This window comes from Streptomyces sp. TLI_185 (genome assembly GCF_003814765.1).
In the GTDB taxonomy this organism is placed as follows: domain Bacteria; phylum Actinomycetota; class Actinomycetes; order Streptomycetales; family Streptomycetaceae; genus Streptomyces.
In genome coordinates this window covers 4,672,786-4,699,356 of sequence record NZ_RKRB01000001.1, presented here as the reverse complement: position 1 = coordinate 4,699,356, position 26,571 = coordinate 4,672,786, and the positions used below count along the sequence as shown (strand labels likewise).

The following is a 26,571-nucleotide window of genomic DNA, read 5'->3' as shown; positions in this document are numbered from 1 at the left end:
CCTTCTGTGGGATGCGAGTGGTTCCGAGCATGAGCCGTACCGGTGTTGCCCCCGGGGTGATGCCGGAACTGGCCTGTTCGAGTCCCCGCAATGAGCGTCGCACAGTATGCCGCACGGGTACTCCTTCGCGCTGGAATATGCCCGAAGCGCTTGTTGGGGTGACTGTACGTCAACCATGCTGTCTCTTAAGGGATTCACGTTCCGTGACCCTTGCTCTGGGCTCTGCACTGGCTGTTGTTCTGGTCATGCAGAAAATGGCTACGATCGTGGCCCTCGTTGCGGTGCGCGCGTGGCGCGAGGTCATGTGTCCGCCGGTTCGGATGGTGTGAGCGGTGCAGGTGCTTCAGGTGCAGCTGGAAGTCCGGCCCGACCCCGCTGAGGTGGGGCGAGCCCGGCGGTGGGCGCGTTCCCGCCTTGCCGGGTCCGGGATAGAGGCCGACGAGCCGCTCGCCGAGACGCTGATCCTGCTCGTCTCCGAACTGGTCACCAACGCCGTTGTGCACACCGGGTGTCCGGCCGTGCTGCGACTCTCCCTGCCTGGCGTGGCCGCCGAATCGGCCACCGTCCGCCTCGAGGTGGCCGACAGCAGTGACCGCGCCCCCGTGCCCCGGTGCGCCGACGGTGACGCGACCGGCGGCCGCGGCCTCGCCCTCGTCGACGGTCTCGCCGACCGCTGGGGCTGGAGCCCCGAGGGTGCAGGCAAGCGCATCTGGTGCGAACTCGACCGCTGCGCACAGACCCGGCAGAGCGCGGAGGCCTGCGTGGGCGGCGCAACGGCGTACGAGGGGCTGGCCTTCGAGGCGGTGTGACCGCGCACGGCTGCCGAAGATCCGTCAGCTCCGGTGCACGGTCGCAGAAACCGCTCTCACGCCCTGGCCGGCTGAGGCGATGCGCCGGGATGTGCTTCTGTGCGCGCCCGCGACAAATTGGGCTTAAGTAATAAATCCCCGCACGGGTGTTGACGCATCGTGTCCGTTTGATCACGCTTGTGGTCAGCGATTCGCCGTGAGGGGACGACGAGGGCTTCGGTGACGGGAGCCCTCGACGAGTGCGGATCGTGATTCGGCGTCGGCTCCCTCAGGGCCAGGAGGAGCCGATGGGGGTCCCCCCCCCGCTCGAGCGAAGTCGAGAGTGGGGGAGGGTGCGCCGAGTCGGTCGGCGGTGCGTGGTGCCGTGCTCGGGGCGGGAGCACCGCGCCGCCGGTCGGCGAACCTCACAGGATGGCGACGGGGGCCACCGGAGTCCCCGTCGCGCCGACGAAGGGCTCGGGCATCGCGGACAGCAGGAACGCGTACCGGCCGGTTTCTCCACAGGCTGTGGACAACTCTTCGAGATTCCAGTTCTGGCCCTGCAGCATCCCCATCTCCACCAGGTCGAGCGCGTGCACGGGCAGCCACAGGTCCTCGATCTCGGGCGGGAAGATCTCGAACGTGAGGGTGTCGTTCGCGACGGCGGCGACGTCGCGCGCGTGGAACCACTCCGGGGTGCGGATCGACAGGCCCGGGGAGGGATGGCCGTACGCGTGCTTGTCCCCGGCGAGACAGACCTGGATCTGCCCGGTCCGTACGAGCACGACGTCACCGGCACGCACGCGCGTACCGGCCATCTCCTCGGCGGCCTCCAGGTCTTCGGGGGTGACCGCGTGCCCGCCCTCCAGCCGGTCGACGCCACGCGCGCGTGCCACGTCCAGCAGCACCCCGCGCGAGACGACGTGCCGTGCCTTGTCGATGCCGCTGAACTCGGCGCCGCCGTGCGGGGTGATGGTGCCGGCGGGGCGGCCGTTGTAGAGCCGGCCCGAGTGCGAGACATGGGGCAGTGCGTCCCAGTGGGTGGCGGCCTGCAGCCCCATGGTCACGGCGTCGTCGCTGCACGCCACCGACCCCGGGCCGAACAGCTCCTGGTTGATCTGCACCATCGCGTGCAGGGGATTGACCCGCCCCGGGATCATCCCGGTCTGCACACCGTCCTGCTGCAGGGGCAACGCGAGGGGGATGCGGCGGCCCGTGCGGACGGTCGCGGCGGCCTCGCGGACGACCTCGTCGGTGATCAGGTTGAGGGTGCCGATCTCGTCGTCGGCGCCCCAACGGCCCCAGTTGTTCACGCGCTTGGCGATCTCGTCGAACTCGGCGGGCATCGACATCGGCTCTCCCCGGGGCTTGTCTCCAGGTATCTGGCGGGTCATAAAATCTAACGGTCCGTCAGAAACCGCGGGAAGGGGCCGGACGTGGGGAACTTCTTGGCAGGCAAGGTCGTCGCCGTGACGGGCGCCGGACGGGGCATCGGCCGTGCGGTGGCGCTGGCCGCGGCGGCCGAGGGGGCGAAGGTCGTCGTCAACGACTACGGGGTCGCCATTGACGGGGCCTCGCCCACCAGCGAGGTCGCCGAGGGCGTCGTCAAGGAGATCGAGGCGGCGGGCGGGGAAGCCGTCGCGGTGGCCGACGACGTGTCCACGATGGCCGGCGGGCAGCGGGTGGTCGACGTCGCGGTCTCGACGTACGGGCGGCTGGACGGCGTGGTGTGCGTCGCCGGGATCCTGCGCGAGCGGATGCTGTTCAACATGTCCGAGGAGGAGTGGGACCCGGTCGTGGCCACCCATCTGAAGGGCACGTTCACCGTGTTCCGGGCGGCCTCCGCGGTGATGCGGGGGCAGCGGGCGGGCACCTTGATCGGGTTCACCAGCGGCAATCATCAGGGGTCGGTCTCGCAGGCGAACTACAGCGCGGCGAAGGGCGGGATCATCTCGCTCGTGCGGAGCGCTGCGCTGGGCCTGAACAAGTACGGGGTGAGTGCCAATGCGGTGGCGCCCGTCGCTCGTACACGGATGTCGGCGAACGTTCCTGTGGAGCTGACGGAGATCGGGGAGCCGGAGGATGTGGCTGCCCTGGTCGTGTATCTGCTGTCCGACCGTGCGAAGGAGCAGGGGATCACCGGGCAGGTGTACACGATCGCCGGGCCGAAGTTGGCGGTCTGGGCTCAGCCGCGGGAGCTGCGGGCTGCTTATGCCGAGGGTTCTTGGACGCCTGAGCGGGTTGCGGAGGTTTTGCCGGGGGCGGTGGGGGTGGATCCGATGCCGATGCTTGAGCGGTTGGCGGAGATGGAACGCGCCGCCGCGCAGGGCGACAGGCCGAACGCCTAAGAACTCGGGGGACCTGTTGTGTCGCGACTGCGGGTTCGTTGTGGCTGGTCGCGCCCACGCGGCGGAGCCGCAAATCGTCACAGCCCCGCGCCCCTTCGGGGCGCTCACCCGACCGGCGTCATGAGGAGACCCCCCGTGGACTTTGCTTTCACCGCAGAGGATGAGGTGTTTCGGACGGAAGCCCGGGCGTGGCTCTCCGAGCATGCCGATCCCGTGCTCGACCGGCGTTCCTGGGAGCGCGCTCTCGGGAAGGCCGGCTGGATCGGCATCGGGTGGCCCGAAGGGGGATACGGCAACCGGAGCGCCACCCTCACCCAACAGGTCGTCTGGGCCGAGGAGTACGCGCGGTCGGGGGCTCCGGCGAGGTCCGGGCACATAGGGGAGAAATTGCTTGCCCCGACCCTCCTCGCCCATGGAACGAGTGACCAGAAGGCGCGCTTCCTCCCTCCGATCGCCGCCGGCGACGAGCTCTGGTGTCAGGGGTACAGCGAGCCCGGTGCCGGTTCCGATCTGGCGGGGGTTCGGACCGCGGCCGTGCGGGACGGGGCGGGTTATCGGATCAGCGGGCAGAAGATCTGGACCTCGCTGGCGCACGAGGCCGACTGGTGCTTCGTGCTGGCCCGGACCGAACCCGGGTCCCGTCGCCACCATGGGCTCACTTTTCTCCTCGTCCCCATGGACCAGCCGGGGCGGATCGAGGTGCGGCCCATTCGGCAGCTGACCGGGACCAGCGACTTCAACGAGGTCTTCTTCGACGGGGCACGCGCGCGCGTGGAGCACGTCGTGGGGGGTGAAGGGGGCGGCTGGAAGGTCGCCATGAGCCTGCTCGGGTTCGAGCGGGGGGTTTCCACGCTGGCCCAGCAGATCGGGTTCGCCCAGGAGTTGGGGCGGGTGGTGCGGGCCGCCGTGAAAACGGGGGCGGTCGCCGATCCCCTCGTACGGGAGCGGCTGGTGCGGCAGTGGGCCGAGCTGCGGACCATGCGGTGGAACGCCCTGCGGACGCTGGGGGGCTGCCAGGACGCGGGAGCGTCCAGCGTGGCCAAGTTGTTGTGGGGCGGCTGGCATCAGCGGCTCGGGGAGCTGGCGATGCAGGTGCGCGGGGCCGCGGCGGGGGTCGGACCGGTGGACTGGTCGCCGACGGCGCCGTACGAACTGGACTCGTTGCAGCAGCTGTTCCTGTTCTCCCGGGCCGACACGATCTACGGCGGTTCGGACCAGGTCCAGCGCACGATCATCGCCGAGCGGGTGCTCGGCCTGCCCAGGGAGCCCAAGGGGGTCTTCTGATGCGCGGTGTGGTGTTCGACGGCAAGCGGCTCGAGGTCGTGGACGACCTGGAGGTGCGGGAGCCGGGGCCGGGGGAGGTGCAGGTCGCCATCTCGGCAGCCGGGTTGTGCCACAGCGATCTGTCTGTGGTGGACGGGACCATACCCTTCCCCGTTCCTGTGGTGCTCGGGCATGAGGGGGCGGGGGTGGTGGAGGCCGTCGGCGCCGGGGTCACGCATGTGGGGGTGGGTGATCACGTCGCGCTCTCCACGCTGGCCAACTGCGGTACCTGCGCGGAGTGCGACCGGGGGCGGCCGACGATGTGCCGGCAGGCGATCGGGCGTCCCGGGCGGCCGTTCGTGCAGGGCGGGCGGGCCGTCTACCAGTTCGCCTCGAACTCGGCGTTCGCGGAGCGGACCGTGGTGAAGGCCGTGCAGGCGGTCCGGATTCCCAAGGACATCCCCCTGCCGGCCGCCGCGCTGATCGGGTGCGGGGTGCTGACCGGGGTGGGCGCCGTGCTCAACCGGGCGAGGGTGGACCGCGGGGACAGCGTGCTGGTCATCGGCACCGGCGGCATCGGGCTCAACGTCATCCAGGGCGCGCGGATCGCGGGCGCCCTGCGGATCGTCGCCGTCGACGCGAACCCGGCGAAGGAGGCGGTGGCCCGGCAGTTCGGGGCGACGCACTTCCTGACGTCGACGCAGGGGGTGAAGGAGATCCTGCCCACGGGGGCCGACCACGCCTTCGAGTGCGTCGGGCGGGTGGAACTGATCCGGCAGGCGATCGACCTGCTCGACCGGCATGGCCAGGCGGTGCTGCTGGGCGTGCCCGCGGCGACCGCGGAGGCCTCCTTCCTCGTCTCCTCCATGTACCTCGACAAGTCCATCCTGGGCTGCCGGTACGGGTCCTCGCGGCCGCAGCGGGACATCGCCGTCTACGCGGAGTTGTATCGGGCGGGGCGGTTGCTGCTGGACGAGCTGGTGACCGAGACGTACCCGATCGAGGACTTCGAGAAGGCGAAGGCGGATGCGGAGGCGGGACGGGTGGCCAGGGGGGTGCTCACCTTCTAGCTGCTCACCTTCTGGGTCCAGCTGTTCACCTGCTGGTTCTGGCTGCTCACCTTCTCGCCGGTCGGCGCCCCGGCGCGGAACGTACGGCGATACGCGGTCGGGGTGACCCCGAGGACCGTCTGCAGGTGTTGCCGCATCGACTGTGCCGTGCCGAAGCCGGACTCCTGGGACACCTGGTCGACGGACAGGTCGGTGGACTCCAGCAGGTGTCGGGCCCGCTCCACGCGCTGCTGGGTGAGCCACTGGCCGGGGCTGACGCCGACCTCCTCGCGGAAGCGGCGGGTGAAGGTGCGTACCGACATGGACTCCTGCGCGGCCATGTCGCGGAGCTGGATCGGCTCGTGCAGCCGGCCCAGGGCCCAGGCGCGCGCACCCGTCGTGGTCGCCAACTGGGGTTCGGGAAGCGGGCGTTGGATGTACTGCGCCTGACCGCCGTCGCGGTGCGGTGGTACGACGGTGCGGCGGGCGATCTCGTTGGCGACGGCGCTGCCGTGGTCGCGGCGCACCATGTGCAGGCACAGGTCGATGCCGGCCGCGACGCCGGCCGAGGTCAGGATGTCGCCGTCGTCGATGAACAGCACGTTCGGGTCGACGTCGATCTTCGGGAAGAGGCGTTGCAAGTGGTCGGTCTCCGCCCAGTGGGTGGTGGCGGGCCGGCCGTCCAGGTAGCCGGCGGCGGCCAGGACGAACACGCCGTTGCAGATGGAGGCGATCCGGGTGCCGGGGCGGATGAGCGCGAGGGCGATGGCCAGATCGTCGGTGAGGACGCCCTCCTCGAAGACCGGGCCGAGTTCGTACGACGCCGGGACGATGACCGTGTCGGCGGTGGCCAGGGCCTCGGGGCCGTTCTCGATCTGGACGGCGAAGTCGGCGTCGGTCTGCACCGGGCCCGGTGGCCGGGCCGAGCAGGTGACGACCTCGTACAGATGCCGTCCCCGGGCGTCCTTGGGGCGCCCGAAGATGCGGTGCGGGATGCCCAGCTCGAAGGGGAGCAGGCCGTCGAGGGCGAGGACGACCACGCGGTGCGGGCGGAACTCCGGGTCAGCCGGCTCACTGCTCATGGCCCGATCCTAGCGAATGCTGTCCTCCGGGCCAGTGGATGCGCTCGGTTCCGGCCTGGATGCTCTATGTCGTGACCCAGACAACCGAACCCGCAGCAGTCGAAACGGCCCCGGAGACCGGGCGATCCTCGCGCACCCGCATCCACCGGGCGTGGTTCGTCGCCGCCGTCACCTTTGTGACGATCATCGGCGCGGCCGCCTTCCGTTCACTTCCCGGCCTGCTCATCGACCCGCTGCACCAGGAGTTCGGCTGGTCGCGCGGCACGATCGGGGCCGCGGTCTCCGTCAACCTCGCGCTGTACGGGCTCACCGCCCCGTTCGCGGCGGCCCTGATGGACCGCTTCGGCATCCGCAAGGTCGTGGCCGTGGCCCTGACCGTGATCGCGGTCGGCTCGGGCCTGACGGTGTGGATGACGGCCGCCTGGCAGCTGCTGCTGTGCTGGGGTCTGCTGGTCGGCCTGGGGTCCGGGTCGATGGCGCTGGCTTTCGCCGCGACCGTGACCAACCGCTGGTTCACCGAGCGGCGCGGCCTGGTCACCGGCATCCTCACCGCCGCGTCGGCCTCCGGCCAGCTGATCTTCCTGCCGCTGCTGTCCTGGATCGTCGAGAAGCACGACTGGCGCCCGGCGGCCGTCACGGTGGCCCTCGCCGCCCTCGCGGTCGTCCCCTTCGTCTGGCTGCTGCTGCGCGACCACCCGGCGGACGTGGGCCTGAAGCCGTACGGCGCCCAGGAGTTCGTGCCGAAGCCGGAGCCGGCGGTCGGAGCCGCCCGCCGTGCGGTCAAGGTCCTGTTCTCGGCGTCCCGCACCGGCACCTTCTGGCTGCTGGCCGGCACCTTCGCGATCTGCGGCGCCTCCACCAACGGGCTGATCCAGACCCACTTCGTGCCCGCCGCCCACGACCACGGCATGCCCGTCACGGCGGCGGCCTCGCTGCTCGCGGTCATCGGCGTGTTCGACGTGGCCGGCACGATCGCCTCCGGCTGGTTCACGGACCGCTTCGAACCGCGCCGGCTGCTGGCGGTCTATTACGCCCTGCGCGGCATCTCGCTCCTCTTCCTGCCGATGCTCCTGGCCCCGAGCGTCCACCCGCCGATGCTGTTCTTCATCGTCTTCTACGGCCTCGACTGGGTCGCCACCGTCCCGCCGACCGTCGCCCTGTGCCGGGAACAGTACGGCGACGACAGCGCGATCGTCTTCGGCTGGGTCCTCGCCTCCCACCAGGTCGGCGCCGCGCTGGTCGCCTTCCTCGGGGGCCTTGCGCGGGACACCTTCGGCTCGTACGACATGGTCTGGTACGCGTCCGGGGCGCTGTGCGCGGTGGCGGCGCTGATGGCGCTGGTGATCCGGCGCAGGCAGACGGCACCCGTGCTCGCCGTATCCTGAACTCGCTTGGTTCTACTGCAAATACGGCCCGACTCGGCGTCAATCTCCGCCAGCGCCTTGACCAGCAGCTCGGCCCGCTCAGTCAGTCGCATCTGCCGCTCGATCGTCCATGTCGGCACATCCACCATGCGCCTCCCTCACGTTGCGGAACCTACGAGACGCCTTGGGCCGACCATCCCAGAACCCGCGAACCGGCCCGTGGCAGACGATCGCCTGCTGATGATCCCGTCCGCGATGTGCACGAGCGCGTCGATCTCCACCCACACGAGCGGCCCGACGCGCCGCTGCTCCCGTGGTGGCGACGGACCCGTGAGGCGGACGCTCCGCATGCCAGTCAGTCACTTGTAGATCTTGCCGGGCTCGGCCTTGGCCGGAGCGAGCAGCTGGGAGACGGTCACGAAGGTGTAGCCCTGCTTGCTGAGCGCCTTCAGGATGGAAGGCATGGCCGGCACGGTGCCCTTGTGCAGCGGGTGGAGCAGGATGATCCCGTCGCGGCCGGCGCCGTCGAGCACGCGCTTGGTTATCAGCGCGGTGTCGTCCGTCTCGTAGTCCTTCGCGGTAACCGTCCACAGCACCTGCGCCATCCCCAGTTCTTTCGCGACCTTGGAGACGCGGTCGTCGGTGCGGCCCTGGGGCGGCCGCATGAGCGTCGGCTCGCTGCCGGTGATGCCGGAGATGGCCCGTGCCGTGCGGCGCAGCTCGTCGCGGATCTGCGCATCAGAGACATCAGTCAGCACCGCGTGCGTCCAGGTGTGGTCCCCGATCTCGTGGCCGTCCTTGGCGATCCGCCGCACCACATCCGGGAACTTGTGGATGCGCCGGCCCTCAAGGAAGAACGTCGACGGCGCCTTGTACCGCTTCAGAAGGTCCATCAGCCGGTCGGTGGGTTCGCCCGGGTTGCCGTCGAAGGTGAGCGCGATGCACTTGACCTTCCGGCAGTCCGTCTGCCCCGACGGTACGCCTGCTCCAGACGCGGCCCGGTCACGTTCCTCGCGCGGGGAGAGCGTCTCCATCTTGTTCGCCTGGATGACCATGGCGACGGTCACGGTCACGGCCGCCACCACCGCCAGGGTCAGGAGTATGAGCAGGCGAGGCCGCCTCTTCAGGATCTTCACCTCAAGGAGAAGATTCCAGCGACGGAAGGGTTGCCCAGCGACCTCGACTGTTAGATAGAACACGTGTGCGCAGCGCTTTCGAGCGAGCTGCGGTGCGACCTCGGCTGCGATCCGCGTACGAGCGACGTGTGCCGGCTCAGCCGTCAGTCAGTCGCCCGAACCGTCCCCGATGGAAGATGAGAGGCTCGTCGCAGGCAGCGTCGGCGCCGAGGGCCTCCACCCGCCCCACCACGATCAGGTGGTCGCCGCCCGTGTGCACCGCGTGGATCGTGCAGTCGATCCACGCGGCCGCACCGGCCAGCCGCGGTGAGCCGGAGACCGGTGCCGCGTCGTAGGCGACCCCCGCGAACTTGTCCGCGCCGCTCACCGCGAAGCCGCGGCACAGATCGCCCTGGTGGGCGCCGAGCACGTTGACACAGAAGGCGCCCGCGCGGGCGATACGCGGCCAGGTCGTCGACGTACGGCCGACCATGAATGCGACCAGCGGCGGGTCGAGGGAGAGGGACGAGAAGGACTGGCAGGCGAAGCCGGCGGGGGCGTCCTCGCCGTCGGCGGCGGGCGCGGTGACGACGGTGACACCCGTCGCGAAGCTGCCGAGGACGCGCCGGAACTCGGCCTGGTCGACCGGCGCGCGCTCGTCCGCGCCGACGCACCGCAACTCCGGGCGCGGCAGCGCTTCTACGGGTGCCGGGGTCCCGGCCGACCTGAGGTAGCGGACGGCGGCGGCTGCCGCTCCTGCGTGTCCCATCACCCCTCCATTGAAGCTGACGGAGCGTCAGATGGGAAGGTCAGCGGCCCTTGTACTCGGGGCTTCTGCGCTCCACGAAGCTCCGAACGCCTTCCTGGGCGTCCTCGGTCGTCATGTTGATCTCCTGTGCGGCCGCTTCGGCGGCGAAGGCCGTGGCCCGGTCGCTGTCGAGGGAGGCGTTGACGAGCTGCTTGGTGAGGGCCAGGGCGCGCGTGGGGCCGGTGGCGAGACGTGCCGCCCACTCGCGGGCCGTCTTGTCCAACTCGGCATCCGGGACGACACGGTTGACCAGGCCCAGGCGTTCGGCGTCGGCGGCCGTGAGCGCGTCGCCGAAGAACATCAGCTCCTTGGCGCGGTGCGGACCGATCAGGCGGGGGAGGAGATAGGCGCCCCCGCCGTCCGGTACGAGCCCGCGGCGGACGAAGACCTCAATGAACTTCGCGGATTCCGCGGCCAGTACGAGATCGCAGGCGAGCGCGAGATGGGCGCCGAGGCCGGCCGCCGTGCCGTTCACCGCCGCGATCACCGGCTTCTCGCAGTCCAGGACCGCCGCGACGAGGCGCTGGGCGCCGAGGCGGAGGGTGCGGGCGACGTCGCCGGGGAGGCGTTCGGCGGTCACCGCCCCTCCTTTCAGGTCCGCGCCCGCACAGAAGCCGCGCCCGGTCCCGGTGAGGACCACGGCCCGTGTCTCCGGATCGGCCGATGCCTCGGCCAGCAGGTCGATCAGCCGGTCCCGGCCGCCGGGAGTGAGGGCGTTGAGGGCCTCGGGCCGGTTCAGGGTGACGTACGAGACCTGGCCTCGCCTCTCCCGCCGTACCCACGTTTCCTCGCTCACCGGCACACCGCCAGCGCGTCCAGCGCCACGGCGCCCTGCCCCCTGGGCAGCACCATCAGCGGGTTGATGTCGAGCTCGGCGAGGTCGTCCCCGAGTTCCAGCGCCATGCGCTGCACCCGCAGGACGACTTCGACGAGCGCGTCGAGATCGGCCGGGGGGCGCCCCCGGACCCCGTCGAGCAGGGCCCGCCCGCGCAGGTCGGCGAGCATGGCGTGGGCCTGGTCCTCGCCGAAGGGCGGCACGCGTACGGCGACGTCGTGCAGCACCTCGACCAGCACTCCGCCGAGCCCGACGGTCACGGTCGGCCCGAACAGCTCGTCGTGCGTGACGCCGACGACCATCTCCACGCCCCGCTCGACCATCTGGCACACCAGGACGCCGTCCAGGGAGACGCCTTCGTAGCGCGCGATGTCGGTCAGCTCCCGGTAGGCGTCACGGACCTGGCTGGCGGAGGTGAGCTCGATCTTCACCAGCCCCAGCTCGGTCTTGTGGGCGATCTGCGCACCCGACGCCTTCATCACCACCGGGTAGCCCACCAGACCCGCCGCGCGTACGGCCGCTGCCGCGCTGGTCACCAACTGCTCGCGCGGCACGCGGATCCCGTACGCCCGCAGGAGCTGTTTCGCCGCGTGTTCGCTGAGCTGCTGGCCCGGGCGCATCAGTGCCTGCGCCTTGCGGAAGGAGGGCGAGGTGGTGCGGGGGGCCTCGTCGAAGGGGGAGCGGTAGCCGGCGGTGAAGCGGTGGTGGTCGAGGTAGGCGCGGACGGCGGTGATGCAGTTCGCGACGGTGCGGAAGGTGGCCACCCGGGAGGAGCCGAGGAGGACCTCGCGGTAGGCCGGCTCGGTGCCGACCGGGGAGCCCCACACGACGCAGACCAGCTTGTCCGTCCGCTCGGCCGCGTCCACCAGATCCTGGACGAGCTTGTCGCTGAGGGGAGGGAAGGGCCCCGTGATCGGGCAGATCAGGACGCCCACCTCGGGGTCGTCCAGGATCGCGTCGATGATCTTCCGGCCGCGCCAGTCGCCGACCGGATGCCCGCCGTTGTCGACCGGGTTGGCCACGCTCAGGTAGTCCGGTATCCACTCGTGCAGCTCGGCCTGCCTGGCCTCCGAGAGGACCGGCAGCCGCAGTCCCGCCTCGGTCGCCAGGTCGGCGAAGTGCGCGCCCGTGCCGCCCGAGATCGAGTACACGACGACGCCGTCCGCGCGCGGCGGCCGGGAGCGCGCCAACAGGGCCGCGGTGTCCTGGAGTTCGTCGAGCCCGTCCACGCGGATCACGCCGAACTGCCGCATCGCCGCGTCCACCACCGTGTCCGCACCGGTCAGCTTGCCGGTGTGGGAGGCGGCGGTGCGGGCGCCCGTCTCGGTGCGGCCCACCTTGACGGCCACGACCGGCACCCCGCGCCGGGCGGCCCGGTCGGCGGCGAGCAGGAAGGACCGGCCGTCCTTGAGCCCCTCGACGTAGCAGGCGATGGCGCCGACCTCGGGCTGCTCGGCGAAGTAGGAGATGAAGTCGGCGGTCTCCAGGTCGGCCTCGTTGCCGGTGGGCGCCCAGTGGGAGAGCCGGATGCCGAGCTCCTGGAGGGAGAAGACGGGCCGGCCCTGGTGGCCGGACTGGGTGATGAGCGCGATGGCCGGTCCGTCGAGGTCGTTCCGGAACCGCTCGAAGGCGTTGAGGTTGGTGTTGGGTCCGAGCAGCCGCATCCCGGAGCGCCGCACGGCCGCCGTCAGGCGCTCCTGAGCGGCCGCACCCTCCGCACCGGTCTCGGCGAACCCGGAGGCGAAGACGACCGCGAACTTCACCTTGGCCTCGGCCAGTTCCTCGAGCACCGCAAGCGGATCGGCGATCAGCAGTACGGCGAGATCGACCTGCTCGGGCAGGTCGGCGACGGAAGGGGAACAGGGTATGCCGAAGACGGACGGGCGGCTCGGGTGGACGGGGTGCAGCCGTGCCCCGACACGTTCGGCCCAGGCCACCAGCTGTCGGGTGATACCGGTGTTGGGCCGCCCCTCGGTGTCCGAGGCGCCGACCACGGCGACGGACCCGGGCCGGAAGAACCGGTCCAGATCGGGTACGTCGGCGTACAGGGGCAGGCCGCTGACGTCGAGGTCGTCGGCCTCGGCGGGCCTGCCGTGGACGGCGGGCCCGGGTTGCTCGCCACAGGCGATGACCCGGGCCCGGCGGGAGTCGGTGGTGAGGGTGCCGTGGGTTGATCCAAGCATCGGTCCGCCCGCTCCTCTGAGACAGCCAATAACTGACGCACTGTCAGATTACTGAACTGACGCCATGTCAGGAACGGGTGTGCACGCAAAGTTGAACGGGCACGCAAGGCCGGAAGGGAAGCCGATCAGTCCCGGCGGGGCCCCTCACAGCTCTGCGAGCACCTCCTTGGCCACCCGTTCCCCCGACCGCACGGCCCCGTCCATGAAGCCGTTCCAGTACGTCGAGGTCTCGGTGCCCGCCCAGTGGATGCCGCCGACCGGCTTGCGCAGGGCGGCTCCGTACTCGGTCAGGACACCGGGCGGGGCGTAGGCGACCGGGCCACCGCGGGAGAAGCCCTCGTTGTCCCAGCGCTGCAGCACGAAGGAGGTGGGCGACTTGGCCTTGTCGCCGAAGTAGTTGACGTAGTCCTTGAGTACGGCGGCCTTGACCTCGGCGACGCTCGACGCGTCGTACGCCCGCATCTCGTCGGCCTCGATGAAACCCATCAGAGCGCCGTAGGAGGCGTCGGGCGGTGAGTTGTCGAACGTCGAGCGGACCACACCGGAGTCGCTGACGACCTGGCCGTTGAGGCCGTCGGCCCGCCAGAAGGGGGTGTCGTAGACCGCGATCGCCTTGCCGATCGAGCCCATCGGCAGCCGCTGGCTCAGCTGGTCCCGCGAGGCCGGCAGCAGTGGATCGAAGGTGATGCGCGCGGCCAGCGGCGGCGGTACGGCGACCACGACCTTCTTGGCCGTCACCGTCACCCCGTCCGCGGTCACCACGTACTTGCCGCCGGACTGCACGACCGACCGCACCGGCGCGCTCAGCACCACCCGGTCGCCGAGCGTGGCGGCCAGCTTGATCGGCACCTGCTGGGAGCCACCGACGAAGCGGGACTCCTGGGCGCCGTTCGCGGTGTCGGTGAGGCGTTCCAGGGTGCCGGCGTTGGACTCGTTGCCCGCGGCGGCGATGTAGAAGAGCACGAAGAGGAGGGAGAGTTCACGGGGCTGCGCCGAGAAGATCGAGGTGCAGGCCACGTCCAGGAGGAACTTGGCCGACGGGATCACCGCGTTGGCGTTCAGCCAGCTCTCGAAGGTCTGCTTGTCCCACTCGGCGGCCTTCGCTGCCGTCCAGGGCGCGTCGACCGGGACCTTCTTGGCCATGTCGTCCAACGACGCCTGCACGATTGCGGCGTTGGCGAGGCCGGCCGCGTCGACGGGCGGGACCGAGCCGAGGATGCCGTCGGTGGCGTAGGGGGTCCGGTTTCCGTCCTTGTAGAGGAGGTTCTTGCCGGTGTTGTACGTCGTGAAGGTGGCGACACCCAGGGAGTCGGCGAGGGCCTTGATGCGGTCCTGGGTGGGGCCGATGAACTCGCCGCCGCCCTCGGAGAAACCGCCGTTGGCCAGGGACAGATTGACGACCCGGCCGCCCACGCGGTCGCGGGCCTCCAGGACGGTCACGGTCCTGCCTGCCGCCACCAGGTCGCGGGCCGCGGTCAGCCCGGCGAGGCCGCCGCCGACGACGGCGACGTCCACGTCCCGCGTGGTCGCGGCGGACGCCGTACCGGCGGCGGTGGTGGTGAGGGTGACGGCTCCGGCAGCGGCGGCGGCACCGCCGAGCAGGGAACGGCGGGAGAGGGCTTGCGGGTGGTGCTGTCTTTCGCGTGCCACGTGCGTCCTCCGTGTGGAGAGAGTGTGGAGCCAGAAAGTGAGCAGTGTTCAGATTCTGGCCCCGAACAGCGGCACGCTTCAACGCTCCCGTCACATCTGACTCACGCGTAACGAGAGTTCTGAGGAAGGGAGTTGAGGGTTTTGCAGGGGGATGAGAGCTTCTACGTCATCCGGGCAGGCGGGACAGCGCGTCCCCGCCGTTCTTCACGATGGTCTTCGCGATCTTCTCGGAGTCCATCGCCACCTCGCGGAGGGTGCCGCTGATGGGGGTGGTGAAACCGGTGAAGTACAGGCCGGGGGCCTGCTGCGGGGTGCGGGCGCCGTGCGCCACGGGTCTGCCCCGGTCGTCGAGCACGTCGAGGTGGCCGACGAGGCCTTCCAGGGCGCGGACGTATCCGGTGGCGGCGACGACGGCCTCCGGGGAGACGCGGGTGCCGTCGGTGAGGACGACCTTGCCGTCCTCGAAGCCGTCGACGGCGGCGACGACCTCGACCCGCCCCTTGCGGACGGCGTCGATGAGACCGACGTCCTGCACCGGGATCGCGCCCTCCTTGACCCGGCTGTACAGCCCCGTGTCGGGGCGGGGCAGCCCCTGCGCGGAGAGATCGGGGACGCTCAGCTTCGCCATCGGCCGCGCGAGCCGGTCGACGAGCCCGGTCGGCAGCCGCCGTACCAGCACGCCCGTGTACTGGGCGGCCCATCCCGCGGTCGAGCGCCGCACGATGTGCGGAGCCGTCCGCACCGACAGCCGCACCCGCGAGGCGCCGCCCTCCACCAGGTCCACGGCGATCTCGGCGCCGGTGTTGCCGACGCCGACGACGAGGACGTCACGGCCGGCGTAGGGCGCGGGGCTGCGGTACTCGCCGGCGTGGACGAAGTCGCCGGAGTACTTCTCGAGTCCGGCCCAGTCGGGGACGTACGGCGTGTGGTTGTACCCGGTGGCGACGACCACGGCCGCGCCGGTCAGCTCGCGGCCGCCCGTGGCGTGCAGCAGCCAGCCGTCGCCGTCGGGGGTGCGTTCGACGCGGGAGACCTCGACGCCGGTGACGATCTCCAGTGCGTGCACCTCGGCGTACTTCTCCAGGTACCGCACCACGTCGTCGCGGGCCACCCACCGCCCGAACCGGCGCGGCATCGGGAGCCCGGGGAGGGCCGAGAGGCGGCGGGTGGTGTGCAGGTGCAGGCGGTCGTAGTGCCGCCGCCACTGCGCACCCACCTGGTCGGACTTCTCCAGGACGACGGCGCGTATGCCCCGGGCCCGCAGCGCGTACGCGGCGGAGAGCCCGGCCGGGCCGCCGCCGATGACGTAGACGGGGCGGCCGCCGGGCTGCGCCGGTGCCTGGGAGGACGCTGTGGAGTCGGCCATGTGCGCGAGCGTAATCACGCACCGGGTTGATGGGTCTCGGTCAAGAGGGGAATTGGTTGCGGATTGATCACGCGTGTATGAGTAGTGAGTGGGGCTTGTGGCGTAGGCCACGTGGTTGTGGCCGTACGGGGAAGCCCCACCAGCCGCGGGCCCGGTGCCCGCGGGCCTCCTCCTTCGGGCCCTCGCCTGCTTTTCGCGGCCCTGTCTACTTCTTCGGGCCCTTGTAGCCCGTCACCTTGGCGATCCAGGTGATGAAGTCGCCGGGGTCGGTGTTGGCGCCGTGGCCCTCGTCCCAGTAGTAGAGGTGGTTGACCTCGTCGCCCAGGCCGTTCGCGGCGGCGAGGTTGGCGGAGATGACGTGCGAGGTGTCGGAGTCGTTGGTGCCGAGGCGGATCCACCAGTGCTTCGAGCGCCGCCCGTTGACCTTCTCCGCCAGGTGGTACATGGGCTTCATCAGGTGCAGCTTCTCGGGGATGTCTGCGGCGACGCGCTTGCTGCTGAGCCCGGTGGTGTCGTTCTTGGCGCTGTAGGCGGTGAAGTGACGGTTCTCGGTCGTCCCCGCGCCGAACACGTTGTTCTCGCCGGCGGACAGGTCGAAGGCGTCGAAGGTCGGCGTGGTCTTCTTGCGGGCGCCCACATGGGTGACGAAGTCGTCCCAGGTGAAGGTGGCCTTGCCGCCCGACCAGGTGATGAAGGTGGTCTTGGCGAGGTAGGTCGCGCGGTCCGAGTCCGACAGGGCGGTCAGGTACTTGGTCGCCGACGGCTCCAGGTACTGCTTGACCAGGTACTCGTCGTAGTTGCGGGCGGTGAGCGCGTCGAAGCCGGAGCCCTTCAGGCCGCGCAGCCTCAACTTCGCCTGGTATTCGGCGAACTGGGCCCGCAGCTCCTTCGGCACCGACTGGTCGACGACCTTGCACGGCGCTTCCCGGATCGAGTCATCTGACGTACCGTCAGATTCATGGATGCGATCTGGCTCACGGGCGCGGAATGGCTGGCCGTGCTGCGCATAGGACTCGGGCTGTGGTGGCTGGAAAGCTGGCGGCACAAGGACCGGAAGGCCTGGTTCGAGCGCGGGACCGGGATCGCGTGGGCGGCGGGCATCGCGGCGAAGCACCGCTGGAACGCCGTACGGTCCGGCTTCGAGGTCATGGTGGCGCCGCGCCCGCGGGCGATGGCGTACGTCGTGGTGTACGCGGAGTTGGCGGTCGGGCTGGGGCTGGTCGTCGGGTTCCTGAGCCCGGTCGCGCTGGTGGGAGGGCTGCTGCTGAACGTCCTCTACTTCACGCTCATGATCCACGACGTGGCCGAGCAGGGGCAGAACTCGATGATGGCGCTGATGTCGGTGGTCGCTCTGTTCGGGATGTCGTGGCAGACGTGGTCGCTGGACAGCGCGCTGGGGCTGTTCTGATGGGCGGCGCGCGTTTCGACGTACCGGAGGCCGACGCCTTCACGCGGACCTACTGGGACGCGGCCGCCGAGGGCACGCTGCTGATTCGCCGCTGTGGGGCGTGCGGGCGGGCCCACCACTACCCGCGCGAGTTCTGCCCGCACTGCTGGAGCGAGGACGTGGAGTGGGAACGGGCGAGCGGCCGGGCGGTCCTCTACACCTGGTCCGTCGTCCACCGGAACGACCTGCCGCCCTTCGGCGAGCGGACGCCCTACGTGGCCGCGGTCGTCGACCTGGCGGAGGGGCCGCGGATGATGACGGAGGTGGTGGGGTGCGGGGCGGGTGAGCTGCGGGCGGGTGCCGAGCTGGAGGTGGCGTTCCGGGAAGGGACGCCGGTATTCCGGCCGCGCGAGTGAGGCGTACGCGTTTGAATGGGCCGATGAGCTCTGTGGACGCGCAGCAGACCGACCCGGCTTCACCATCCCCTTCTTCGTCCTTCTCCTTCCCTGATCTGTACGGTCACGGCATCCGCCTGCGCCTGTGGGACGCGGACTCGGACGCCGATGTCGAGGCCTGGTTGCGGGGGCTCACGGACCCGGAGTTCCGTCGCTGGAACACACCGCTCAAGCAGGTCGACGATCTCGCCGGCGCGCGCGAGTCGCTGCGGGCCAAGGCGCTGGCCTCGACGGACGGTTCGGGGGCGTCGTACTGCGTGACCGACGCCGCGAGCGGTGCGGTGCTGGGGCACATCGGTGTCAACATGATCGACCTCGTCCTGAGCGTCGCCCGTGTCGGGTACTGGGTGCTGCCCGAGGCCCGGGGGCAGGGGGTCGCCGTCCGCGCCCTGGCCGTGGCCTCCCGCTGGGCGCTGACCGACCTGGGGATACACCGGCTGGAGCTCGGCCATGCCCTCGGCCATGAGGCCTCGTGCCGTATCGCCGAGCGGTGCGGGTTCCGTCATGAGGGGACGTTGCGGGGCGCGATGTGGGAGGCGGGGAGGCAGGACGCGTTCCGGGACGTGCATCTGCACGGGCGGATCGCCACGGACCCGGAGCCGCAGCTCCCGTAATTCGCGCGCGCCGGGCTCGGGCCCTGCGGAATCATGAAGCATGCGGCCCGAAGACTGGCACTTCATCGACGACCTGGACGCCTTCCTCGCGCGCGCCGGGGATTTCCTCCGCTCCCGCCCCGCCTTGCACACCGTCCCGCTGACGGTGACCGAGGGGCTGCGGACGCGTGGGTCGGGCTATTACGGCTCCGAGGCACCCTATTTCGGGGTGCTGGAGTCGGAGGGAACGATCCGCGCCGCCTACTTCCGCACCCCTCCCTACCCGCTGAACGTCACGCCCCTCACTCCCGAGGAGGCCGACTCCCTCGCCGCCCACCTGGCCGGTCTGGGCCGCCCGGTCCCCGGGGTCATCGGCGAGCGCACCACCATCGACGCCCTGGCCCGGTCCTGGGAGGAGTGCACCGGCGCGACGGCAACGCTGCACCAGCGGCAGCGGCTGTACCGGCTCAGCACGCTGACGGTCCCGCAGCCGGTGCCGGAGGGGCAGCCGAGAGTCGCCGGAGAGGCGGACCGGGAGCAACTGGTGCGATGGTACGGCGAGTTCATGGAGGCCATCGGCGAGAGCGGCGCGGAGCGTGCGGAGGGGTGGGCCGACTCGCGCATCTCCTACGGCGGGACGACGTTCTGGGAGGACGCCGACGGGACCCCCGTGGCCATGGCGGGGGTGACACCGATGGTTGCCGGGCAGATCCGGGTCGCCCCCGTCTACACCCCGGCCCACCTGCGCGGCCGCGGATACGCCGGGGCGGTCACGGCCGAGGTGAGCCGCGCCGCGCTCGCAGCGGGCGCGGCCGAGGTGCTGCTGTTCACGGACCTCGCCAACCCGACCAGCAACGCGCTGTACCAGCGGATCGGGTATCGGGCGGTGGCGGACTTCGGGCTGTACGACTTCACGGCATGAGGGTGGCCGCGAGCCTCACGGCCACAGCAGCTCCTTGGCCCAACCCCCGTCCTCCCGACGGTAGTTCAGCCGTACGTGCCGTCTGCGCTCGTCCCCCTGGAAGAACTCCACCTCGTCCGGTCGTAGCCGGTACAGGGTCCAGGACGGCACCGGAGCGTCGGGCTCCTGCTGGGCCCGTTCCCAGGCGGCCTCGGAGGCCCGTGCCAACTCCTCGGCAGAGCCCAGGACTTCACTCTGACGTCCGGTGAGGGCGGCGGCGAGCGCCCCGGTCGAGCGTGCGTGCAGGTCGCCCTGCGACTCCTGGGCCGGCGCGGCGGTGACCGGGCCGCGTACCCGCACCTGGCGGCCCAGCACCGGCCAGTAGAAGGCGAGGGCCGCATACGGCCGGGCCGCCAGCTGCCCGCCCTTGCGGCTGGTCGCATGCGTCGCGAAGGACCAGCCGTCGGCGTCCGCGCCGTGCAGCATCACGATCCGGACGTCCGGCAGACCCGCCGCGTCCGATGTGGCCAGGGACATGGCGTGCGGCTCTCGCTGGCCCGCCGCCACCGCGTCCGCGAACCAGCTCGTGAAGAGGGGCAGCGGTTCGGTCGGGGCGGTCGCCGGGTCGAAGGGGCGCAGCTCCGTGACCTCCGGGTCCCACACCCGCAGTGACCTCAGCAACTCGTGAAGATCGGTTCCCATGAGCCGAGTATCACCTGTCGGCCCAGGGCACTGTGAAGCCTCTGCGCACCCTCGCCGATCAACCCGTACGTCGTCGCCCCGCACAGTCGCTCCCTGCTGCTCAGTGGCAGGGAGCGCTGGATGTACGCCATCCAAGGGTCGGCAGGGTTGGCCTGCATCGGTGCACACTACGGCGGTTGACCGACGGCAACGGCGGCCAGTTCGTGATCCGCCGGCTGGTTGACCACTTGTTAGCGTGCTCGGATGGATGATCTGGGACCCGTTGCTTGGCCGCCTGAGCCGATCAGGACCGAGAGGCTCGTGCTCCGTGAGCCCGAGACCCAGGACCGTGCGGCGTTCATCGAACTGCTCGCCTCGCCGGAGGTGCACACCTACCTCGGCGGCCCCCGGCCGCGTGACGAGCTTGAGCGCGAGACACCTGAGGTGCCGGGGCGGTGGCCCGGGAGCTTCGTCGTTGATCTCGACGGGGCGATGATCGGCCAGATCCTGCTCAGGAGAGCAACGGAGCAGCATTGCCCGGCTGCCGTGGGGAACGTCGAGCTCGGTTACCTGTTCCTGCCGCGGGCCTGGGGATTCGGGTACGCCGCGGAAGCGTGCGCGGCGGCACTCGGCTGGGTCGCCGACGCGCTTCCCGGTGAGCAGGTGGTGCTCGCCACCCAGACCGCCAACATCGGCTCGATGCGTCTCGCGGCGAAGCTGGGTTTCACCGAGGTGGAGCGGTTCGAGGCCTGGGGCGCCGAGCAGTGGCTCGGCATGTGGTTCCCGGTCGCGCCGTCCAGTTGAGCAGCAAGGTCCTCGGCCCCCTCAAGGACAGACGTGCCTCGAAGACTGTCCATGGCGAGCGCTGACGCGGCTGCTCAGTACCCGCGTCGGTCTGCTTGCGGCGTTCGCTACGTGGCGCAGACCGCGCCCCCGGCCATGACGACGAGCACACGCCAAAGGCCCCGTTCACGTACGCCACGCAATGAGGCCCGCGATCACACCCACGAGAACGATCGCACCCCCAGCGATCACGACCAGCGCCGCGAAGAAGCCTTTCCAGCCGGGGTCGTAGTTCGGGTTGTTGTGCGCGACCCCCGCCAGGATCACGTCGCCGAGCCCATAGTGCACTGTCACAACAGCCCGAAGCCCCAGCCGGCGATGGCAAGACCGATCACGAGGATCACCGGCCCGAGAACGTAGTTGCCCACCTTCTTCTGATCGCTGACGTTCCAGAGAGCAACGGTCAGGGCGGCGCCGATGACGACGATCAGGCACCCGGAAACCCCGAGGAGCGCCCAGAAGAAGCCGGTCCAGGTGGCGGGGTGGTCCGGGTTAGGGGTCCATGTGGCCGCAAGTCTCACGTCGCCGACCATGCTCACTCGTCCTTCGCCAGATCCTGGACGTCCGCCTCGATGCCGGAGCCGGCAGCGTAGACGCCCGTGTTCAAGGTGGTTCCCACGGTGTTCTTGAACGCGCTGTCGGCCAGCTCGCCCCGGTCACTGAGGTTCTTGCCGCCGAGACTCCCGTGCTGCTCCAAGGCATGGTTGACGCCGTGGTTCTGGGCGTTCCCGAAGGCACCGGTTGCGGCGTTCGTGAGCGCGTCCTGGCCCATCGTCGAGGCATCCTGGTTGTTGACGATGTCAGTCGTGAGCCCACCGGCCACGTTGCCCGCTGCGCCGTTGACGGTGGTGCCGAGCAGGCCGTCTCCCCTCAGGATGTTGCCGGCCACCCCGGTCAGTCCGGCTGAGTCCGCGAGCGCCGCGCCGCCCCCGGTGAACACGGCTGTTCCGCCGGCGGCCCAAGCGCCGTTGGCGAGGTCGTCTCCGACGGTCACGGGCTGGCCGTGAACGGCCTGGTTGAGCATCGCGCTGCCCGAGTCCGCGACGAAGTTCGTGACGAAGCTCTCGGCGCCCTTCTTGAGGAACTTCGCGGCGAACTCGGCCACCTTCGCCAGCTTCGCCGCCCCCTCCTCGCTGAGCTTGCCGAACCGCTCCAGCAGCGCCGCCACCTTCTCCGCCGCCGACGTGAAGAGCTTCACCAGGTCGACGATCTTGGCGACCCGCGTGGCCACCGCCGTGTTCGCGACGAGGTCGGAGAGGAAACCGGTGAAGAAGGACAGCGCGGCGCCGGCCACCTCCATCTCGGCGATCTCGACGCAGATGTCGATGATCTCCTCGTTGATCTTGTCGATCTCGTCGGCGTACGCCCGCAGCCCGTCGGCCACCTGGTGGAAGTTGTGCGCGATGTCGTCGATGGCGCGCTTCTGCTCCGCCCAGTGCTTCTCGAAGGCATCGCGGGCCTCACCGTGCCAGCCCTGCTTGTCGACGCCCTGGATCTGGATGTCGAGGGCATGCGCGACATCCGTCAGCTCGTTGCCCATGGTGTCCCAGGCGTGGGCGATCGAGCGGAGCGTGTCGCCGTTGCCGCCCGGGAGCTCCACGCCACAGGCCTGGAGGATGTCCAGCACCTTGCCGTCGATCCAGCTGTTGATGCTCACGCCGGGCCTCCTACCGGCCGGGTCGCGGCGCGGAGGTGGTCGATGGCGGTCTGGTCCGAGTTCTTGTAGTTGGTGGCGTTGAGGCGCAGCCGGTCGCCGTCGCTGGTGAAAACCCCGGGCAGCTGTCCGAGCGCCTTGAGGGTGCTGTTCAGCAGCGTCTGGTACTTCTGCGCCGCACCGTCACAGGCGCCGAGCAGGCCGAAGGCCTCTCCGATCTGGGACGCGGTCGCCGCGAAGCCGTCGATCGGCTTCGCCAGGTCCTTGGCCTCCCTGTCGAACTTCCCGGCAAGCTCGTTCAGTGTGTCGGGGTCGACACCGAACTGGCTCATTCCGCTCCCCCGTCGTCGAATGCATGAACAGATCAGCAGTACCGGAGCCGTTGACTCGCCGGGAAGAACTGTTTGCTGGTTCAAAACGACTGTTTGCGGGATCAAGACGGGACGATGACGTGCCCTTGGCCGGATTCCTACGGGGCGCAGCCGGGCCGCTTACCTGGCAGGTCATCGACCCCGCTGCCCCCGCCTGCCACGATCGTCTGCGTACGGAGCCCGACCCCGACCGGAAGGACGCCAACACGCCATGACCGCCTACGCCATAGCTCATCTGCAGGAAGCCGCCCCGCACCCGGAGATCGCCGAGTACATCGAGCGCGTCTCCGGCACCTTCGAGCCGTACGGCGGCCGTTTCCTGGTGCACGCCACGCAGCACGAGGTGAAGGAGGGCAGCTGGCCCGGGCATGTCGTGGTGATCGGTTTTCCCGGGATCGCCGAGGCGCGGGCCTGGTGGGACTCGCCCGAATACCAGGAGATCGCACCCCTGCGCTCGCGGCACATCGAGGGCGACATCATCCTGGTGGACGGCGTTCCCGGGGATTACGACCCTGCCTCCACCGCACGTGCGATGCGGGAGGCGCTGCCTGCCGAGTAGCTGCCGAGCAGCCCTCGTAGCTGATTACCTGCCCAGCACCACCGTCCCGGATGAGCAGAACCATCCCCCGGTGCCGGACGCCACCCCCAGCCGCGGCAACTCCCCGTCCGGCGCCCGAACTTGCCGCGCCCCCGCCTCTCCCCGCAGCTGTCGTACGGCCTCCACCAGCAGGAACAGCCCCCGCATCCCGGGGTGTTGGGCCGACAGCCCGCCCCCGTCCGTGTTCACCGGCAGCTCCCCGCCCTCGACCCTCAACCGCCCCTTCTCCACGAACGCCCCGCCCTCCCCCTTCCCGCAGAATCCGAGATCCTCCAGTGTCACCAGCGTCATGTAGGTGAACGCGTCGTAGAGCTGCGCGAAGTCCATCTCCTCCGCCCGCACCCCCGCCCGCTCGAACGCCAGCCGCCCGCTCACCGCCGCCGGCGACACCGTGAAGTCGGGCCATTCGGACATCGCGGCGTGCGAGACGTGCTCCCCGGTGCCGAGGATCCAGACCGGAGCGGTACGGCAGTCCCGTACGTACTCCTCGGCGGCCAGCAGCACCGCCGCCCCGCCGTCGGAACGCAGGCAGCAGTGCAGCTTGGTGAAGGGATCCGCGATCATCGGGCCGGAGAGGACCTCGTCCACGGTGATCGGGGTGCGGAACATCGCGTCCGGGTTCAGCGCGGCATTCGCCCTCGCCTGCACGGCGACGGACGCCAACTGCTCGATCGTCGTGCCGTGTTCGATCATGTGGCGGCGGGCCGCCATCGCGTATTTGGCGATCAGCGTGTGGCCGTAGGGGACTTCGAATTGCAGTGGGCCGCGAGCGCCGAAGGAAAGGTTGCCGGTGCGGCGGCCCGCCTTGATGTCCGCGCGGGCCGTCGAGCCATAGGCCAGCAGGACGGCGTTCGCGTGCCCGGCCGCTATCGCGTCCGCCGCGTGGGCCGCCATCACCTCCCAGGTCGAGCCTCCGACCGACGTCGAGTCCACCCACGTGGGGCGCAGGCCCAGGTACTCGGCCACCTCTACGGGGGCGAGGGTGCCCAGGCCGGCGGAGGCGAAGCCGTCCACCACCTCACGGTCCAGTCCCGCGTCGGTCAGCGCACGGCGGGCCGCCTGGGCGTGCAGGGTGTACGGAGTCGCCTCGTCCACGCGGCCGCAGTCGGAGAGGGCCACGCCCACCACGGCCACCTTGCGGGTCCCGCCAGTCATGAGAGGGCTCCTCCCCCTGTGCATCTCGCTCCGGCCCTCCTAATATGACGGACCGTCAGATCCGGAGGGAAGGGGTAGCCATGGACGCCGGCTTCACGGCGGAGCAGGACGGGATCCGCCGCACCCTGCGCGAACTGCTCCGCAAACGCTGCGGCCCCGAGGAACTGCGCGCCGCCCTCGACACCCCCGCCGGACACGACCCGGCCCTGTGGACCGCCCTCGCCGACCAGCTCGGCCTGCCCGGACTCGCCCTCCCGGAGGCGTACGGCGGTATCGGCTGCTCGACGACCGAACTCGCCCTGGCGGCGGAGGAGTCGGGCAGGACTCTTGCCCCCTCACCTCTCCTCGCGACCTGTGTGCTCGCCGCCCCCCTGATCCTCGCTCTCGGCACCGACACCCAGCGCGCCGCCCTGCTGCCCCGCATCGCCGACGGCACCCTCACGGCCGCCCTCGCCGTGCCGGGCGCCGCCCTCGCCACCGGCCTCGCCCTCACCGGCACGGGCGACGGCGACTGGGCGGGCGGGGGCCGCGCGGGGGGCGTCCAGGCCAGGCGGGCGGGCGACGGCTGGCGGCTGTACGGCCAGGTCGACCAGGTGCTGGACGGCCACAGCGCGGAGCTCCTGGTGGTCGCCGCCCACACCGGCGGTTTCGCGCGCTCGCGCACCCTCTTCTTCCTCGTGCCGGACGATGCGGCCGGGCTCGTACGCGTACGGCAGACCGCGCTCGATGCGACCCGGCCGCAGGCGCGTGTCCAACTACGGGATGTGGAAGCCGAGCTGCTGGGCGCGGAAGACGGGGACGACGTCCTTGGCGCACTCTCCGCCGTCGGTGACACCGCCGCCGCGGTGCTCGCCTGCGAAGCCGTCGGGGCCGCCGACCACGCACTGGAACGGACCGTCGAATACGTCAAGCAGCGCGAGCAGTTCGGCCGGGCGATCGGCTCCTTCCAGGCCGTGAAGCACCGGCTGGCCGACGTGTACGTCCAGGTCCAGGCGGCACGCTCGGCCGCCTACTACGCCGCCTGGGCCACCGCCCACGGAGAGCGGGTGGGCGGGCTCGCCCTCGCGCAGGCACTGGAGGCGTTGCGCGGTGCCGCCGCCGAAGGGATTCAGCTGCACGGCGGCATCGGTTTCACCTGGGAGCACGAGGCGCATCTGTACTTCAAGCGCGCCGCGGGCGACGAGCTGCTGTTCGGGCCGGTGCACCGGCTGCGGGCGCACGCCGCCGACTCGGCGCACCTATTTGAACAGGGCCTGGAGGTGGCGGTGTGATCGGCGAACGTCTGGTGCAGAAGGTGTCCTCGACGAGGGGCTTCGCGAAGGTGGCGCCGCACGTCGTGCCGAGGCTCGACAAGGCCGTACACCGGCTGACGCGCGGAAAGTACCTGCTCAGTGCGCAGATGCTGCCCGGGGTGATCCTGACGACCACGGGTGCGCGGAGCGGCCTCCCCCGTCGTACGCCCCTCGCCTGCATGCCGGAGGACGGCGGCTGGCTCCTCATCGGCTCCAACTTCGGCCGCACCGGCCATCCCGCCTGGACGCACAACCTCCTCGCCCATCCCGATGCCGAGATCAGCTGGAAGGGCCAGGACATCCCGGTCACGGCCCAGCTGCTGGAAGGTGAGGAGAGGGCGGCGGCCTGGAAGGCGTTGTTGGCCTTCTGGCCGCCGTATGCGACGTATCAGGCTCGGGTGGAGCGGGAGATACGGGTGTTCAGGGTTGTGCAGAGGTAGTTGTGCCTTCAGCGCGACGAGTTCTTGAGGCAGGCCACGTCGTACTGAGAGACCGCGTTGGGGCTGTTGGCGTTCGCCAGGGAATGGGTGTCGTCCTCACCGGCGTACACCTTGCCGGAGACGCCGTCAGGGTTGAAGGCGGAGCCGGGGGCGGTCAGGGCATGCCCAGGGCGGGCGGATACGGGCAGGTCCTCGCAGGATGCGCCGGGCTGGCCGGTTGCGAAGGCCGGGGCAGCCGCGACCCCCGCCACTCCGGTGACCAGCGCAGCCGAAGCCACAGCGACGGCCGCACGCTTCAGGAGGTTCATGATCGCCTCTCCTTTCGCGGAGTACCTGCCCATACCTACGTA

General features: G+C 70.5%; 29 protein-coding genes. 13 read left to right on the top strand and 16 right to left on the bottom strand.

Features of this window, described 5'->3' with window-relative positions; all coding sequences use genetic code 11:
* Positions 1-347 precede the first annotated feature (347 nt).
* The gene (locus EDD92_RS21510) at positions 348-809 is read left to right on the top strand and encodes an ATP-binding protein (RefSeq protein WP_123965835.1); all 462 of its coding nucleotides are present in this window, start codon (positions 348-350) and stop codon (positions 807-809) included.
* A 404-nt stretch (positions 810-1,213) separates the two neighbouring features.
* Here the strand turns inward: EDD92_RS21510 and EDD92_RS21505 are convergent, their stop codons facing one another.
* A complete protein-coding gene (locus EDD92_RS21505; RefSeq protein ID WP_123965834.1) occupies positions 1,214-2,140 on the bottom strand; it encodes a cyclase family protein in 927 nt (308 codons plus the stop codon).
* Positions 2,141-2,224: 84 nt separating this feature from the next.
* On the opposite strand from EDD92_RS21505, the gene EDD92_RS21500 reads away from it, so the two are divergent.
* From EDD92_RS21500 to EDD92_RS21490, 3 genes are all read left to right on the top strand, one after another.
* Complete coding sequence (locus tag EDD92_RS21500) at positions 2,225-3,136, top strand: SDR family oxidoreductase (RefSeq protein WP_123965833.1); 912 nt, start codon at positions 2,225-2,227, stop codon at positions 3,134-3,136.
* 135 nt (positions 3,137-3,271) lie between these two features.
* Entirely contained in the window at positions 3,272-4,420 is a 1,149-nt protein-coding gene (locus EDD92_RS21495) for an acyl-CoA dehydrogenase family protein (protein WP_123965832.1), read from the top strand.
* Positions 4,420-5,469, top strand: coding sequence for a Zn-dependent alcohol dehydrogenase (locus EDD92_RS21490; RefSeq protein WP_123965831.1), 1,050 nt, complete (start codon positions 4,420-4,422; stop codon positions 5,467-5,469). Before EDD92_RS21495 ends, EDD92_RS21490 begins: the two co-directional genes overlap by 1 nt.
* Here the strand turns inward: EDD92_RS21490 and EDD92_RS21485 are convergent.
* Complete coding sequence (locus EDD92_RS21485) at positions 5,466-6,530, bottom strand: GlxA family transcriptional regulator (RefSeq protein WP_123965830.1); 1,065 nt, start codon at positions 6,528-6,530, stop codon at positions 5,466-5,468. The two genes, EDD92_RS21490 and EDD92_RS21485, sit on opposite strands and share 4 nt — an antisense overlap.
* A 59-nt stretch (positions 6,531-6,589) precedes the next feature.
* Here EDD92_RS21485 and EDD92_RS21480 point away from each other — a divergent pair, with 59 nt between their 5' ends.
* Positions 6,590-7,915, top strand: a complete 1,326-nt coding sequence (locus tag EDD92_RS21480) for an MFS transporter (RefSeq protein ID WP_399185442.1) — start codon at positions 6,590-6,592, stop codon at positions 7,913-7,915.
* Between the two features lie 338 nt (positions 7,916-8,253).
* Here EDD92_RS21480 and EDD92_RS21475 read toward each other — a convergent pair whose 3' ends face one another.
* The 7 genes from EDD92_RS21475 to EDD92_RS21445 form a co-directional block, all read right to left on the bottom strand.
* Entirely contained in the window at positions 8,254-9,030 is a 777-nt protein-coding gene (locus tag EDD92_RS21475; RefSeq protein ID WP_123965828.1) for a polysaccharide deacetylase family protein, read from the bottom strand.
* Between the two features lie 136 nt (positions 9,031-9,166).
* A complete protein-coding gene (locus tag EDD92_RS21470) occupies positions 9,167-9,778 on the bottom strand; it encodes a flavin reductase family protein (protein ID WP_123965827.1) in 612 nt (203 codons plus the stop codon).
* Positions 9,779-9,818: 40 nt separating this feature from the next.
* Entirely contained in the window at positions 9,819-10,619 is an 801-nt protein-coding gene (locus tag EDD92_RS21465) for an enoyl-CoA hydratase-related protein (protein WP_185124087.1), read from the bottom strand.
* Positions 10,610-12,835, bottom strand: a complete 2,226-nt coding sequence (locus EDD92_RS21460) for an acetate--CoA ligase family protein (RefSeq protein WP_123965825.1) — start codon at positions 12,833-12,835, stop codon at positions 10,610-10,612. Before EDD92_RS21460 ends, EDD92_RS21465 begins: the two co-directional genes overlap by 10 nt.
* Positions 12,836-12,979: 144 nt before the next feature.
* The gene (locus tag EDD92_RS21455; RefSeq protein ID WP_123965824.1) at positions 12,980-14,485 is read right to left on the bottom strand and encodes an FAD-dependent oxidoreductase; all 1,506 of its coding nucleotides are present in this window, start codon (positions 14,483-14,485) and stop codon (positions 12,980-12,982) included.
* 166 nt (positions 14,486-14,651) lie between these two features.
* Positions 14,652-15,851 carry an NAD(P)/FAD-dependent oxidoreductase gene (locus EDD92_RS21450; protein ID WP_123965823.1) on the bottom strand — a complete coding sequence of 400 codons (1,200 nt, stop codon included), beginning with the start codon at positions 15,849-15,851 and terminating at the stop codon, positions 14,652-14,654.
* 205 nt (positions 15,852-16,056) lie between these two features.
* Positions 16,057-16,746, bottom strand: a complete 690-nt coding sequence (locus tag EDD92_RS21445) for a hypothetical protein (protein WP_311736772.1) — start codon at positions 16,744-16,746, stop codon at positions 16,057-16,059.
* Positions 16,747-16,809: 63 nt separating this feature from the next.
* On the opposite strand from EDD92_RS21445, the gene EDD92_RS21440 reads away from it, so the two are divergent.
* Genes EDD92_RS21440 through EDD92_RS21425 form a run of 4 tightly spaced genes read left to right on the top strand, consistent with a single transcriptional unit; the run spans position 16,810 to position 19,208 of the window.
* The gene (locus EDD92_RS21440; RefSeq protein WP_123965822.1) at positions 16,810-17,259 is read left to right on the top strand and encodes a DoxX family protein; all 450 of its coding nucleotides are present in this window, start codon (positions 16,810-16,812) and stop codon (positions 17,257-17,259) included.
* The gene (locus EDD92_RS21435) at positions 17,259-17,654 is read left to right on the top strand and encodes a Zn-ribbon domain-containing OB-fold protein (protein ID WP_123965821.1); all 396 of its coding nucleotides are present in this window, start codon (positions 17,259-17,261) and stop codon (positions 17,652-17,654) included. Before EDD92_RS21440 ends, EDD92_RS21435 begins: the two co-directional genes overlap by 1 nt.
* Before the next feature lie 23 nt (positions 17,655-17,677).
* Entirely contained in the window at positions 17,678-18,307 is a 630-nt protein-coding gene (locus EDD92_RS21430; protein WP_123965820.1) for a GNAT family N-acetyltransferase, read from the top strand.
* A gap of 40 nt (positions 18,308-18,347) precedes the next feature.
* The gene (locus tag EDD92_RS21425) at positions 18,348-19,208 is read left to right on the top strand and encodes a GNAT family N-acetyltransferase (protein WP_123965819.1); all 861 of its coding nucleotides are present in this window, start codon (positions 18,348-18,350) and stop codon (positions 19,206-19,208) included.
* A gap of 15 nt (positions 19,209-19,223) precedes the next feature.
* On the opposite strand, the gene EDD92_RS21420 is transcribed toward EDD92_RS21425, so the two are convergent.
* Positions 19,224-19,889, bottom strand: coding sequence for a pyridoxal 5'-phosphate synthase (locus EDD92_RS21420; RefSeq protein WP_123965818.1), 666 nt, complete (start codon positions 19,887-19,889; stop codon positions 19,224-19,226).
* Positions 19,890-20,132: 243 nt separating this feature from the next.
* On the opposite strand from EDD92_RS21420, the gene EDD92_RS21415 reads away from it, so the two are divergent.
* Complete coding sequence (locus tag EDD92_RS21415) at positions 20,133-20,672, top strand: GNAT family N-acetyltransferase (RefSeq protein WP_123965817.1); 540 nt, start codon at positions 20,133-20,135, stop codon at positions 20,670-20,672.
* 165 nt (positions 20,673-20,837) lie between these two features.
* Here EDD92_RS21415 and EDD92_RS49920 read toward each other — a convergent pair whose 3' ends face one another.
* The 4 genes from EDD92_RS49920 to EDD92_RS21400 are packed head-to-tail and all read right to left on the bottom strand — an operon-like array spanning position 20,838 to position 22,697.
* Positions 20,838-21,005 (bottom strand): hypothetical protein, encoded by a 168-nt coding sequence (locus EDD92_RS49920; protein ID WP_185124086.1) that lies wholly within the window; start codon positions 21,003-21,005, stop codon positions 20,838-20,840.
* The gene (locus tag EDD92_RS21410; RefSeq protein ID WP_123965816.1) at positions 21,002-21,244 is read right to left on the bottom strand and encodes a hypothetical protein; all 243 of its coding nucleotides are present in this window, start codon (positions 21,242-21,244) and stop codon (positions 21,002-21,004) included. The genes EDD92_RS49920 and EDD92_RS21410 overlap by 4 nt, the downstream gene beginning before the upstream one ends.
* 2 nt (positions 21,245-21,246) lie before the next feature.
* The gene (locus EDD92_RS21405) at positions 21,247-22,368 is read right to left on the bottom strand and encodes a WXG100 family type VII secretion target (protein WP_123965815.1); all 1,122 of its coding nucleotides are present in this window, start codon (positions 22,366-22,368) and stop codon (positions 21,247-21,249) included.
* Positions 22,365-22,697, bottom strand: a complete 333-nt coding sequence (locus tag EDD92_RS21400) for a type VII secretion target (protein ID WP_123965814.1) — start codon at positions 22,695-22,697, stop codon at positions 22,365-22,367. The genes EDD92_RS21405 and EDD92_RS21400 overlap by 4 nt, the downstream gene beginning before the upstream one ends.
* Positions 22,698-22,947: 250 nt before the next feature.
* Here EDD92_RS21400 and EDD92_RS21395 point away from each other — a divergent pair, with 250 nt between their 5' ends.
* A complete protein-coding gene (locus EDD92_RS21395; protein WP_123965813.1) occupies positions 22,948-23,295 on the top strand; it encodes a DUF1330 domain-containing protein in 348 nt (115 codons plus the stop codon).
* Positions 23,296-23,319: 24 nt separating this feature from the next.
* On the opposite strand, the gene EDD92_RS21390 is transcribed toward EDD92_RS21395, so the two are convergent.
* Positions 23,320-24,489, bottom strand: coding sequence for a thiolase C-terminal domain-containing protein (locus tag EDD92_RS21390; protein WP_123965812.1), 1,170 nt, complete (start codon positions 24,487-24,489; stop codon positions 23,320-23,322).
* A gap of 80 nt (positions 24,490-24,569) precedes the next feature.
* Here EDD92_RS21390 and EDD92_RS21385 point away from each other — a divergent pair, with 80 nt between their 5' ends.
* Entirely contained in the window at positions 24,570-25,760 is a 1,191-nt protein-coding gene (locus EDD92_RS21385; protein ID WP_123965811.1) for an acyl-CoA dehydrogenase family protein, read from the top strand.
* On the top strand, positions 25,757-26,221 hold the full coding sequence (locus EDD92_RS21380) for a nitroreductase family deazaflavin-dependent oxidoreductase (RefSeq protein WP_123965810.1): 465 nt from the start codon (positions 25,757-25,759) through the stop codon (positions 26,219-26,221). Before EDD92_RS21385 ends, EDD92_RS21380 begins: the two co-directional genes overlap by 4 nt.
* An 8-nt stretch (positions 26,222-26,229) precedes the next feature.
* On the opposite strand, the gene EDD92_RS21375 is transcribed toward EDD92_RS21380, so the two are convergent.
* Positions 26,230-26,529, bottom strand: a complete 300-nt coding sequence (locus EDD92_RS21375) for a hypothetical protein (RefSeq protein ID WP_123965809.1) — start codon at positions 26,527-26,529, stop codon at positions 26,230-26,232.
* Between the last annotated feature and the right edge of the window lie 42 nt (positions 26,530-26,571).

What these genes read in the sequence shown, in the direction of transcription:
- EDD92_RS21400 (WP_123965814.1), bottom strand. Translation starts at nt 22,697, where the DNA reads ATGAGCCAGTTCGGTGTCGACCCCGACACACTGAACGAGCTTGCCGGG.
- EDD92_RS21395 (WP_123965813.1), top strand. Translation starts at nt 22,948, where the DNA reads ATGACCGCCTACGCCATAGCTCATCTGCAGGAAGCCGCCCCGCACCCG.
- EDD92_RS21460 (WP_123965825.1), bottom strand. Translation starts at nt 12,835, where the DNA reads ATGCTTGGATCAACCCACGGCACCCTCACCACCGACTCCCGCCGGGCC.
- EDD92_RS21470 (WP_123965827.1), bottom strand. Translation starts at nt 9,778, where the DNA reads ATGGGACACGCAGGAGCGGCAGCCGCCGCCGTCCGCTACCTCAGGTCG.
- EDD92_RS21410 (WP_123965816.1), bottom strand. Translation starts at nt 21,244, where the DNA reads ATGGTCGGCGACGTGAGACTTGCGGCCACATGGACCCCTAACCCGGAC.
- EDD92_RS21390 (WP_123965812.1), bottom strand. Translation starts at nt 24,489, where the DNA reads ATGACTGGCGGGACCCGCAAGGTGGCCGTGGTGGGCGTGGCCCTCTCC.
- EDD92_RS21480 (WP_399185442.1), top strand. Translation starts at nt 6,590, where the DNA reads ATGCTCTATGTCGTGACCCAGACAACCGAACCCGCAGCAGTCGAAACG.
- EDD92_RS21375 (WP_123965809.1), bottom strand. Translation starts at nt 26,529, where the DNA reads ATGAACCTCCTGAAGCGTGCGGCCGTCGCTGTGGCTTCGGCTGCGCTG.
- EDD92_RS21415 (WP_123965817.1), top strand. Translation starts at nt 20,133, where the DNA reads ATGGATGATCTGGGACCCGTTGCTTGGCCGCCTGAGCCGATCAGGACC.
- EDD92_RS21385 (WP_123965811.1), top strand. Translation starts at nt 24,570, where the DNA reads ATGGACGCCGGCTTCACGGCGGAGCAGGACGGGATCCGCCGCACCCTG.
- EDD92_RS21425 (WP_123965819.1), top strand. Translation starts at nt 18,348, where the DNA reads ATGCGGCCCGAAGACTGGCACTTCATCGACGACCTGGACGCCTTCCTC.
- EDD92_RS21485 (WP_123965830.1), bottom strand. Translation starts at nt 6,530, where the DNA reads ATGAGCAGTGAGCCGGCTGACCCGGAGTTCCGCCCGCACCGCGTGGTC.
- EDD92_RS21505 (WP_123965834.1), bottom strand. Translation starts at nt 2,140, where the DNA reads ATGTCGATGCCCGCCGAGTTCGACGAGATCGCCAAGCGCGTGAACAAC.
- EDD92_RS21490 (WP_123965831.1), top strand. Translation starts at nt 4,420, where the DNA reads ATGCGCGGTGTGGTGTTCGACGGCAAGCGGCTCGAGGTCGTGGACGAC.
- EDD92_RS21430 (WP_123965820.1), top strand. Translation starts at nt 17,678, where the DNA reads ATGAGCTCTGTGGACGCGCAGCAGACCGACCCGGCTTCACCATCCCCT.
- EDD92_RS21440 (WP_123965822.1), top strand. Translation starts at nt 16,810, where the DNA reads ATGGATGCGATCTGGCTCACGGGCGCGGAATGGCTGGCCGTGCTGCGC.
- EDD92_RS21450 (WP_123965823.1), bottom strand. Translation starts at nt 15,851, where the DNA reads ATGGCCGACTCCACAGCGTCCTCCCAGGCACCGGCGCAGCCCGGCGGC.
- EDD92_RS21420 (WP_123965818.1), bottom strand. Translation starts at nt 19,889, where the DNA reads ATGGGAACCGATCTTCACGAGTTGCTGAGGTCACTGCGGGTGTGGGAC.
- EDD92_RS21435 (WP_123965821.1), top strand. Translation starts at nt 17,259, where the DNA reads ATGGGCGGCGCGCGTTTCGACGTACCGGAGGCCGACGCCTTCACGCGG.